This window comes from Actinoplanes sp. NPDC051537 (assembly GCF_055586105.1).
In genome coordinates this window covers 253,789-264,454 of record NZ_JBVJIU010000017.1, presented here as the reverse complement: position 1 = coordinate 264,454, position 10,666 = coordinate 253,789, and the positions used below count along the sequence as shown (strand labels likewise).

Below are 10,666 nucleotides of genomic sequence, written 5' to 3'. Positions count from 1 at the left end.
AATAGCACACTCCCCCGCATTGGGAGCACAAGGGCGCATACGGACCGCGCAGCACCCCCCCCCCCCCCCTCCACCCCCCCCCCCCCCCCCCCCCCCCCCCCCCCCCCCCCCCCGGGGCTCCCGGAACTGGCGGTCGAAGCGTTCGAGAGGGCCGCGTCCGGGAACAGGAACGCCTCGCTTCTCGTGGACATCGCCAAGGCCGAGGCGGCGGCGGGGTTCGGTGCGCGGGCGGCCATCACCTTCGGCAAGGCGGTGGAAGCGACAAGGCAGGGCTTCGATCGGCCGGAGGAGCTCATCAAGATCGCCGAGGCGCAGTCCGCCGCGGGCCTGACCGCGGACGCGGCGTCGACATGGCGAGAGTTGGTCACGGTGGTGACCGGGGACCGATTTGGCATCAGCGGGCGGCGCCAGGACGCAGCGGCCGCGCAAGCCCTGGTGCGGGCCGGCCATTTCGACGAGGCCCTGGCCCTGGCCGGCGAGCTGCCCCCGGGCGAGCGGCCGCCCGTGTACCTGGCGGTCGTGGAGGACCTGGTCGAGAACGGCCGGCGCGCCGCGGCCGCGACCGTCGTCGACCGCATGGCCACCGAGGTGCGCGCGCTGAGCCAACCGGAGCACCGTCGATCCCTGATCCAGCTCGCGCGGGCACATGCCGCGGTGGGGCACCGGGAAGCCGCCGCCGCGCAGATCGACGAGCTGAAAGCCGGCCGGTCCGGCCGGCCGGCCGGCGGGGAGCTGCTGCACATCGCCGACGCCGAGATTGCCGCCGGCATGGTGGAGCGGGCGGAGACCACCCTCTCCGCCCTTCGCGCCGATCTGGACGGCGCCGGTGACCGGCTGTTCAAGGAGGTGTCGCGGGCGAACGTCGGCGCGGCCCTGGTGCGGTTGTCCGAGGCCCTCACTTCCGCCGGCCGGCCGCGCGAGGCGGCGGACGCCCTCGAGCGGGCGCGAGCCGAGGTCGAGCGCGAGGAGGACCGGTGGGGCACCTGGCGGGCGTCGATATTCCTGCAAGTTGCCCGGGCGTATCGGGATCGGGCGCTGGCCGAGGCGGAGACGTCCGGCGCCGCGGCCTCGCGGGCCGGCTTCCGGCAGGCGGCGGCGACGGCCGCGATGATCGACGAGGACGCGCTGCGGGAGCGGACCCTGGTGGAGCTGGCATCGAGCCAGATCGGTGCGGGCGCCGCGGCGGACGCGCTCGCCTATGCCCGGTCGATTCCGGAGCCGTCCCGCAAGATCCCGGCGTTGCTGGCGTTCGCGACGGCCGCGGCCGGGGCCGGCCGGCATCGCGAAGCCCTGCTCGCGGCCGAGGAGGCGGTGGCGGTGAGCCGTGCGGTCGAGGGGGACTGGCAGGACGCGGACGGCTTGCGCAAGGTCGCGCGGTCGCTGGCCGGAGCGGGGCTTCCCGCCCGGGCGGCCGATGTCCTGGACCGGGCGGCCGCCGTCGCCGTGAACATCGAGGACGTCTGGGACCGCGGATTCACCCTGGTCGGTGTCGCTCGGTCGCAGTGCGCGCTCGCGCTGCCGGACCGTGCGGCGGCCACCCTCGGCCACGCCGAAAAGGTCGTGCCGCTGATGGAGAACGGCGCGGATCAGGTCAGCCTGCTCGTCCGGATCGCCGCGGCCGCGGCCTCGACCGGAGAGGCCGACCGGGTGGCCGAAGCGTTCGAGCGGGCCGAGGTGATCGCGGACGAGTTGGCTGCCGGGAACTTCAACGGGTCCGAGCCGATGTCGAGCCTGATCCGGGTGGCGGAGGCGCAGCGCCGGCTGGGTCTGACCGCGGCCGCCTCGGCAACGCTCGACCGGGGACTGCACATCTGCCGGGACACCCATGAGATGGTCGACTCTCGTAAGGTCGCCGCGCTTCTCGCCGCCATGGCTCGGGCCGGTCGCGTCGAGGAGGCCGAGGCGATGATGAACGAGACGTTCGACCGGCGGACCCTGATTGCCGGCTTGGACCTCCTGGAGAGCACGACCTTGACCATCGCGATCGCACGAGCCTGGGTCGACACCGGACAACCCGAGCGAGCCGCCGGCACCCTCGGCCGGGCCGTCGAGAAGACCGCCACGGTCTACCACGGCACAGATTTCGTCTTGTCCAGGTTGATCCGCACATTGGCCGAGATCGCCGAAGCCCAGGATGCGGCCGGGTTCCCGGCCGAGGCGAGTGCCACGCTGGTCCGGGCCACGGCGATGACGGGAGCCGGCGGCGCAACCAACCCGAGCTCGTTCGGGAACCCGCTGGTGGATCTGGCCGACGCGCAGTCCGCCGCCGGGCTCCTCGATCAGGCGTCGGCGACGGCCGAGCGGCTTCCGGCAGGCATCCGGGCGGGGACACTGGCGACCATCGCCTTGCGCCAGGTCGAGCGCGACCGGATCGACGATGCGGCGACGACCCTGGCCCGCGCCGAGGCGGTGGCGCCCGAGGCGGTCGACTGGGAGTCGGCGAACGCCTGGACTCGCCTGGCGAGGGCGCATGCCGCGATGAAGGACTTCGCCGCCGCGACGGCCGCTGCGAACCGGGTCGACGACCCGCAGCGGCGCGCACCGGCGCTGGTGGCGGTGGCCGAGGCGCAGGCCGGGGAGCGGCTCTACGAAGCCGCGATCGCCACCGCCGGCGAGATCAGCGACTCCCGGTTCCAGGCGCCTGCCCTCGCCACCATCGCCAAGGCCCAGGCCGCCGAGGGTCTGATCGACGAGGCCCTGGCGACGGGCATGTCGATCACCGAGGGACAGCAGCGGGCGCACGCGTTCCGGTCGGTGGCGATGGCCGCCCTCCGCCGCGGCCGGCGCGATGTGGCGCGTACCGCGGCGGCCGAGGCCCTGATGGCCGCCCACTGGCGCCACGCCTGGGCGATCGCCGTCCGTATCGACGCCGCCGTGCTGGAGGAATTCGGCGGCTAGGCATGGTTTGGCGGCGCGGTGCGCTCAGGTCTTGTGCGACCGCGGGTCCGGCCTTGCCGCCGCCGTCGGGCGGCACTCCTGGTCAGTCGCCTTCCCCGTCGATCCGGCCCTCCCGCGGGCGTTCGCCGGACAGCTCGCGGCGGACGAAGTCGCGCCAGCGGAACTCGGCGTCCGGGTCCGTCACGCCGTGCGGGCCGGGATAGGTGAGCAGCTCCTTGCGCGGGCTCGCCAGCCGGTCGAAGAGCTCGCGCTGGCCGTCCACCGGGAACAGGGTGTCGCCGAGCTGGATGTGGAACAGGACCGGGCAGGTGATGCGGGCGGCGTCGGCGGCGAAGCGGTCCGGCAGGGACAGTGCCGGGTCCATCGGCGGGGCCGCGCGCAGGCCGAACTTGCCCAGGACGGCGGCCCGGCAGCGTGTCCCCAGGGCAGCGATCAGCGGCAGTCCGAACCGGGTGCCCATCGACAGGCCGATGTAGGCGAGGCGGGACGTGTCGGCGCGACCGGAAAGGGCGTCGATCGTCTCCCGCCAGTGGCCGATCATCCGGTCGAGGACCAGCTCCGGTCCGTCGGCGGCCATCCGCGACCAGTACTCGGGCGGCGACACCGGCGCCGGGACGCGGTCGCCGTGGTACGGGCCGTCGATGGCCACCGCGGCGAAGCCGGCTGTCTCCGCGAACCAGGCGCCGAGGCGGGCGAGGCGGGGATTGCGCTTGTCCGAGCCGCCGCCGTGGCCGAGCAGGACGAGCGGCGGACGCTCCACCGTGGGGAACCAGGTAATCACGACCGCCGACCCTAATCGGTGTCGCCGGGAGCAAGACGGATTTAACATTTTCGACATGACCCGCCCGACGATCTACGACGTGGCTCGCGAGGCCGGGGTGGCCGCGTCCACCGTGTCGCGGGCGTACGCGCGTCCGGGGCGGGTGCACGCCGACACCGCTCAGCGGATCTTCGCGGCGGCCGAGAAGCTGGGCTACCGGTCGGCGAGCCCGGCGTCCAAGGCGCCGGCCAGCCAGCGGAACGCCATCGCGCTGGTGGTCGCGGACGTCACGAACCCCTTCTACGGCGAGATCATCAAGGGGGCGTACGAGGCCGCCCGTGAAGCCGGCTACCAGCTGATCCTCTCGCACACCAACGAGTCGCCCCGGGTCGAGCGGGAGACGATCGAGCAGGAGCTGGGCCAGGTCGACGGGGTGGTGATCGCCAGCTCGCGGATGACCGACTCGGCGTTGCGAATGGTGGCCAAGCAGAAGGCCGTCGTGCTGCTCAACCGGAGCATCCCCGAGGCCAACTGCGTGGTGAACGACGCCGAGCGGGGCATCCGGCGGGCGGTCGAGCACCTGGCCAAACTCGGACACGAGCGGATCACGTACGTCGCGGGGCCGGAAGCCAGCTGGTCCGACGGCATTCGCTGGCGTGCCGTCCGTACGGTCGCCGCCGAGCTCGGCCTCGAGGCGCGCCGGGTCGGGCCGTGCGAGCCGACCGTGCTGGCCGGCCTCAGCGCCGCACTGCGGGTCGCCGAGATGCAGGCGACGGCCGTGCAGGCCTACAACGACCAGCTCGCGATCGGCATCGTCAAGGGCCTCGGCCGGCTCGGCATCGACGTACCGGGCCAGGTCAGCGTCGTCGGCTTCGACAACATCATCTTCGACGAGCTGGTCGAGCCGCAGCTCACCACCATCGCGTCGCCGCTCTACCGGATGGGCTTCACCGGCGTGCGCAACTGCATCGCGGTCGCCCAGGGCGCCCAGCCCAGCGGCGACCCGCTGGTGCTGCCCGTCCGCCTGGTGGTGCGCGGCTCGACCGCCCGAGCCCGCCGCGACGGCGCGTATCGGTAAGCAGAGCGATTGTCGCTCTGCTTACCTATACGCGCGCGTTGAGGACAACCGACGGAAATTGTCATACCCGGTCGGTAGCTTGGCCCCACCCAGTGAACGGGGTGGGGCCTGGGGCAGCTGCGGCGCGACCTGGGCCGGCGGGGCCGGCGGCGTGACCTGGGCCGGCGGGGCCGGCGGCGTGACCTGGGCCGGCGGGGCCGGCGGCGTGACCTGGGCCGGCGTGGCCGGCGGGGCCGGCGGCGCGACCCGGGTGGCGGGACCCGGAGCGGCGGCGCACGTATTGGTAAGCAGAGCAAGGCGTCAGGCGGACACTCGGCCGGCGGGATCCGGAGCGGCGGCGCGCGTATTGGTAAGCAGAGCAAAGGGCATCGGCGGACAATCGGCCGGCGGGATGCGGAGCGGCGGCGCGCGTATTGGTAAGCAGAGCAAAGGGCGTCAGGGCGACACCCGCGCGGCCAACGCGGTCTTTGCCCAGTTGTAGGACATGCGGTGGGACTCGCGCTTCGAGTCGACGCTCGGCTCGTCCACCTCGATCATGTAGTCGCCGTCGTAGGTGGGTGGGATGGCGTCCAGCACGGCGTTGAAGTCGACCACGCCGAGGCCGGGCTCGGCCCACAGGCGCTTCGTCTCGGTGGCGGCGCGGTAGGAGAGGTCGCGCCGGGCGAGGAGGTCGGGGAAGACGTCCTTCAGGTGGATGCCGCCCAGGCGGTCGGCGTAACGGCGGATGAAGGCGGCCGGCTCGATGCCGGCCCAGCGCAGGTGGCCGGTGTCGGGGCCGAAGCCGATCACAGAAGGGCCCAGGTCGTCGAGCAGGGTGGTGATCTCGTGCTCCGTCTCGAAGACGCCGCCGATGTGCGAGTGGTGCAGCGGCCGCAGGCCCTCGGCGGCCAGCACCCGGCACACCTCGCCGCACATGTCGACGGCGCGGTCCAGGCGGGCGGGGGAGAAGCCGGCGCCGACGGCGGGGGTGGCCAGGCGTTCGGGGAGCGCCATCGACGAGATCATCGTACGGTCGAGGCCGAGCGCGACCTGGGTGGCGGCGAACTGCTTGGCCCGTTCCACCTCGTCGTCCAGGGAGACGGTCTCGTCGAACGGCGAGTTGAACAGGCTGAGCGACGGCGCCAGCCCGTAGCCGGCTATCCACGAGCGATAGTCGGAAACGGTCATGTCGTCGGGGACGTCGGCCTTGACGGCGGTGAAGCCGATCTCCTGGAAGTCCCGGAAAGCCTCATCGAAGACTTCCTTGGTCTTGCCGGCTGACGCCCAGTACGGGATGGGGTTGGCGGCGATCCGGCTCATGACAGCACCACCGGCCGTCCGGTGCGGGCCGACTCGTACGCGCCGGTGATGACGCCGACCGCCTGCCGGTTGGTCTCCAGGTCGACGCGCAGTTTCTCGGTGCCGGCCAGGGCGCCCAGGAAGTTGAGGTACTGCAGGCGGTGCGCGTCGGAGAGCTGCCCGGGATTGGCCGCGGCCGCCGTGTCCGGCGAACCGCCCGAGATGGACTGGGTCGACCCCATCATCACCTCGGCGGCCGAAGAGCCGACGGGCGTCGCGTGGAAGTACGCCATCTCGTCGTTGTCGATCACGGCCGAGCCGCGGTCGCCGTGCACCTGGAGCCGGGCGCTCAGGCCGGGGTAGGCCGCGGTCGTCGCGTGCAGCACGCCGAGCGCGCCGGACTCGAAGCGGACCACGCCGGTCGCCACGTCCTCGACCTCGATCCGCTCGTGGGCGAGCGTCCCGGCGTAGGCGAACACCTCGACCGGCCGGCCGAGCGCGGCGATCAGCAGGTCGACGGTGTGCACGCCCTGGTTCATCAGCGCGCCGCCGCCGTCCAGCTCCCAGGTGCCGCGCCAGCCGCCCGAGTCGTAGTAGCTCTGCCCGCGCCACCAGTCGACCGACGCGATGCCGGAGGTGAGGCGGCCCAGCTCGCCGGCCTCGATCGCGGCCAGCACCTTCTCGGTCGCCGGGTCGAAGCGGTGCTGGGAGATGACCGTGACCAGGGTGCCGGCCTTCTGCTGGGCCCGGATGATCTCGTCGGTGCGGGCCACGGTGATCTCGGCGGGCTTCTCCACGATCACGTGCTTGCCGGCCTCGAGGGCCTCGATCGCGACCTCGCCGTGCCTGCCGGTCGGAGTGCAGACGACCACGACGTCGATCTCTTCGGCCGCGAGAGCCGCGGTGAGCGACGGATAGGGGTGGCCGCCGCGCTCGGACGCCAGCGACGAGGCACGGTCCGGGGAGACGTCGGCGACGGCCACGAGGGAGGCCTGGCCGGAGAGCTGACTCATCACGAGCCCGTGATGGCGGCCGATCACGCCGGCGCCGACGATGACGAACTTCGGTGTGCTCACGCGTACTCAATCTCCTCGGTCTTCAAGAGCTCGGTGAAGGCGCGCCAGGCCCGGCGGAACTGCTCGGGGCCGGAGAAACCGCCGGTGGCGTGGCCGAGGGCCAGGTGCGGCTCGAGCGAGAAGAACCCGTCGAAGCCGTCGTGCCGCAGCGCCCGGATCGTCTCGGCCAGCTCGCCGTCGCCCTCGCCGGCCGGCACCACCGTGCCGTCGGCCGCGATCGCGTCCTTGATCTGCATGTACTCGACGTGCGGGCGCAGCGCCGCGTAGCCCTCGCTGTAGGGCCGCACGCCGACCTGCACGAAGTTCGCCGGGTCCCAGGCCAGCCGCAGGTAGGGCGAGCCGACCGAGCGGATCAGGTCGAGGCAGCGGGCCGGCACGTCACCGTAGATCTCCTTATCGTTCTCGTGCAGCAGCACCAGGTCGGCCTCCTCGGCCACCCGCACCAGCGCCCGCATCCGGTCGATCACCTCGGCGCGGTGGTCGGCCGGGTCACTGCCGGGACGGAGGAAGAACGAGAAGATGCGGATGTACGGCGCGCCCAGCTCCTGGGCGACCTCGGCGGCATGCCGCATCCGGTCCAGGTGCGGGCCGAACTCCTCGTCGATGAAGATCTTCCCGATCGGGCTGCCGATGCTGGACACCTTTATCCCGTACGTCGAAAGCGTCTTCTTCATCGTGGCCAGCTGCTCGGGGGACAGGTCGAGAATGTTGACGTCCCAGGCGCTGCGCACCTCGATGTACTTGAGGCCGAGGCTCGTCGCGACCTCGCACTGCTCGGTGAGATCGGGGGAGATCTCGTCGGCGAATCCGGAGAGAGTCCACATCGGCGGCGCCCTTCAGGTGTTGGAGCGGTAGATCCGGTCGATCAGGTACTGCGACTTCAGGGCCTCGGCCGGGCCGATCCAGAACGGCTCCGGGTCGGCGAGCGAGCGGTAGAAATCGGCGATGAGCAGCTCGTGCGAGGCGCCCCAGTAGGCGCGTCCGCCGCCGGCCGCCCGGCGCTCGGTGATCACTTCGGTGCGGCCGTCGGCGTACGCGATGGTCAGGTCGTTCTTGATGGTCAGGACCGCCTCGTCGGTGACGATCTCGATGGTGACCGGCTGGTCGACGACGTTGGTGACGGTGGCGAAGACGACGCTGCGGGCGCCGCCCTCGTGGTCGAGGAGCAGGTGGGCGGTGTCCTCGACGTCCCCCGGCAGAGCGCCGTAGCGCCCGGCGTGGCCGCTCACCGAGGTGACGTCGCCGAGCAGCCACTGCATGAGGTCGATGGTGTGGATGGCCTGATTCATCAGGACCCCGCCGCCGCTGCGGCTTTTGTCACCCCGCCACGTCCGAGCCGCGTAATAGGCGGCGGTGCGATGCCAGAACACCGCCGCCGACCCGCCGCGTGGTGTCTGGTTGGCAAGGATTTTTCGTACTTTTTCTGATGTGGCGTTGTACCGGTTCTGGAGGCAGACGCCGATCTTGACGTCGGGATGGGCGGCAGCTGCCTCGGCCAGCCGGGATGCCTCGGCGATCGTGTGCGCGACCGGCTTCTCCGTCAACACGTTGACGCCACGCTCCAGCGCGTCGATCGCGAGTTGCACATGTTGATCGTGTGGAGTGCAGATGTGCAACACGTCCGGCCGCGTCGAGTCGAGCATCGTCCGGTGGTCGCGGTAGCCGTCCGGCGAACGCTGCGGGTCGGGATCGCACACCCCGACCAGCTCGGCCCCCAACGCGGAGATGGCCGCCAGATGCACCACCGACACGTCGCCGAGGCCGGCCACCGCCACCCGGGTCACTTGACGCCACCCGCCGTGAGGCCGCCCACCAGATAGCGCTGGAAGATCAGATAGAGGATCACCACCGGCGCTGCGCAGACCAGCGCGGCCGCCATCATCTGCGAGTACACCGGCAGCGCGCCGCCCTCCTGGGACGAGCCGAAGACCTGCAGCGCGACGGCGGCGGTGTGCGTCTCGGGCCGGGTCAGCACCGAGGCGAACAGCACGTCGTTCCAGCCCAGCAGGAACGCGAAGATGCCGGCGACCACGATCGCGGGCAGGCTCAGCGGGAAGATGATCCGCCGCAGGATGACCACCGTGGACGCGCCCTCGGTGCGGGCCGCCTCCTCCAGCTCCCGGGGCAGCCCGCGCAGGTAGGTGACCATCACCCAGGTCGAGAACGGCAGAGCGAAGGTCAGGTAGGCGATGAACAGGCCCCACCGGGTGCCGATCACGGTCAGGCCCAGGTAGTTGCCGGCCGACGAGAACAGCACGAAGACCGGCAGCAGCATGAGCGTGCCCGGGATGCTCTGCAGGCCGACCAGGCCGCGCAGGATCGTGAGCCGGCCCCAGAACTTGTAGCGGACCAGCACGTACGCGGTGGTGGTGCCGAGCAGCGCCGACGCCACCGCGGTGAAGCCGCAGACGATCAGGCTGTTCACCAGGCCGGTCGAGAGGTCGGCCGTGGTCCAGATCTTGCGGTAGCTCTCCAGGCTGAACGAGCTCGGCCAGAACTCGCCCGAGGCCACGCCCACGTCGCTGTTCAGCGAGGCCAGCACGATGTACGTGATCGGCACCAGCACCGCCGCGCACAGCAGCACGGTCAGCGTGATCAGCAGCGGCCGGGGGAGCAGCCGGGTCGCCTCGGCGTGCGCGCTCACTTGCGGCCTCCTTCCTCGTGCACGTCCAGCCGCACCGCGCGCAGATAGACGAAGAGCGGGATCAGGATCAGGATCAGCGAGAGGACCGCCATCGCCGCGCTCAGGCCGAACCGCAGGCCCTGGAAGCTGGTCACGTAGACGAGCATCGGCATCACGTTGACGTTGTCCGGGGCCGGCGCGCCGAACAGCACGAACGGCAGGGTGAAGTTGTTGATGTGGTTCAGCGTCGCCAGCAGGCAGGCCAGCAGCACCGGGCCGCGCAGGTACGGCAGCACCACCTTGATCAGCTTCGGCCACCAGGTCGCGCCGTCCACTGCCGAGGCCTCGTGCACCTCGTGGTCGACCGACTGCAGGCCGGCCAGCGACATCAGGTAGATGAACGGCCAGGCCGCCCAGATCTCCACCAGGATCAGCGTCCAGTACGAGTTCGAGCCGCTGAGCCACAGCGTGCCGGTCTTGCCGAGCACGCTGTTGACGATGCCGTCCGGCTGGAGCATGGTGCGCCACACCGTCGCCACCACGAACGACGGCAGCACGTACGGGATGAGGAAGACCGCCCGCACCAGGCCCCGCCCTCGATAGGCGTTCTGGGTGACCAGCGCCGCCGCGATCCCGATCGGCACCGTCGCGGCGGTCGAGATGAGCGCGAACGACACGCTGATCCACATCGAGTGCAGCAGGCCCGAGTCGAACGCCTCGGCGTAGTTGGCGAGGCCGATGAACGGCGCCTGGACCCACCGGCGCAGCGTGTACTGGTCGAGGTCGATCAGCGAGATCCACAGCGCGAGCGCCAGCGGGATCAGGATGATCAGCACCATCAGCAGGCCGCCCGGGGTGAGCAGCCACAGCGGGCGCTGCTGCTCGGTCACGCCCTTGCGCTTGTGGTGTTTGTCCGTCGCCGCCTCCCGCGGCGGTGTGACCAGGGTGGTCAT

9 protein-coding genes are annotated in these 10,666 nt (G+C 71.6%); 2 read left to right on the top strand and 7 right to left on the bottom strand.

Translation table 11 applies throughout. The annotated features are described in order from the left end of the window. Positions 1–183: 183 nt before the first annotated feature. Positions 184–2,898 (top strand): hypothetical protein, encoded by a 2,715-nt coding sequence (locus ACZ6TB_RS36380; protein WP_465562363.1) that lies wholly within the window; start codon positions 184–186, stop codon positions 2,896–2,898. Positions 2,899–2,980: 82 nt separating this feature from the next. On the opposite strand, the gene ACZ6TB_RS36375 is transcribed toward ACZ6TB_RS36380, so the two are convergent. Next, entirely contained in the window at positions 2,981–3,679 is a 699-nt protein-coding gene (locus ACZ6TB_RS36375; RefSeq protein WP_465562362.1) for a dienelactone hydrolase family protein, read from the bottom strand. A 55-nt stretch (positions 3,680–3,734) separates the two neighbouring features. On the opposite strand from ACZ6TB_RS36375, the gene ACZ6TB_RS36370 reads away from it, so the two are divergent. Then, positions 3,735–4,736 (top strand): LacI family DNA-binding transcriptional regulator, encoded by a 1,002-nt coding sequence (locus ACZ6TB_RS36370; protein ID WP_465562360.1) that lies wholly within the window; start codon positions 3,735–3,737, stop codon positions 4,734–4,736. Positions 4,737–5,171: 435 nt separating this feature from the next. Here ACZ6TB_RS36370 and ACZ6TB_RS36365 read toward each other — a convergent pair whose 3' ends face one another. The 6 genes from ACZ6TB_RS36365 to ACZ6TB_RS36340 are packed head-to-tail and all read right to left on the bottom strand — an operon-like array spanning position 5,172 to position 10,666. Then, a complete protein-coding gene (locus tag ACZ6TB_RS36365; RefSeq protein WP_465562358.1) occupies positions 5,172–6,035 on the bottom strand; it encodes a sugar phosphate isomerase/epimerase family protein in 864 nt (287 codons plus the stop codon). Continuing rightward, entirely contained in the window at positions 6,032–7,090 is a 1,059-nt protein-coding gene (locus tag ACZ6TB_RS36360) for a Gfo/Idh/MocA family protein (protein WP_465562356.1), read from the bottom strand. Before ACZ6TB_RS36360 ends, ACZ6TB_RS36365 begins: the two co-directional genes overlap by 4 nt. Then, entirely contained in the window at positions 7,087–7,914 is an 828-nt protein-coding gene (locus ACZ6TB_RS36355; RefSeq protein ID WP_465562354.1) for a sugar phosphate isomerase/epimerase family protein, read from the bottom strand. The genes ACZ6TB_RS36360 and ACZ6TB_RS36355 overlap by 4 nt, the downstream gene beginning before the upstream one ends. Positions 7,915–7,926: 12 nt before the next feature. Then, on the bottom strand, positions 7,927–8,874 hold the full coding sequence (locus tag ACZ6TB_RS36350; RefSeq protein ID WP_465562352.1) for a Gfo/Idh/MocA family protein: 948 nt from the start codon (positions 8,872–8,874) through the stop codon (positions 7,927–7,929). Next, the gene (locus tag ACZ6TB_RS36345) at positions 8,871–9,734 is read right to left on the bottom strand and encodes a carbohydrate ABC transporter permease (protein WP_465562350.1); all 864 of its coding nucleotides are present in this window, start codon (positions 9,732–9,734) and stop codon (positions 8,871–8,873) included. Before ACZ6TB_RS36345 ends, ACZ6TB_RS36350 begins: the two co-directional genes overlap by 4 nt. Further along, positions 9,731–10,666, bottom strand: a complete 936-nt coding sequence (locus tag ACZ6TB_RS36340; protein ID WP_465562348.1) for a carbohydrate ABC transporter permease — start codon at positions 10,664–10,666, stop codon at positions 9,731–9,733. Before ACZ6TB_RS36340 ends, ACZ6TB_RS36345 begins: the two co-directional genes overlap by 4 nt.

Coding starts and splice junctions, on each gene's coding strand:
- ACZ6TB_RS36370 (WP_465562360.1), top strand. CDS start 3,735: ATGACCCGCCCGACGATCTACGACGTGGCTCGCGAGGCCGGGGTGGCC.
- ACZ6TB_RS36365 (WP_465562358.1), bottom strand. CDS start 6,035: ATGAGCCGGATCGCCGCCAACCCCATCCCGTACTGGGCGTCAGCCGGC.
- ACZ6TB_RS36355 (WP_465562354.1), bottom strand. CDS start 7,914: ATGTGGACTCTCTCCGGATTCGCCGACGAGATCTCCCCCGATCTCACC.
- ACZ6TB_RS36340 (WP_465562348.1), bottom strand. CDS start 10,666: ATGACCACCCTGGTCACACCGCCGCGGGAGGCGGCGACGGACAAACAC.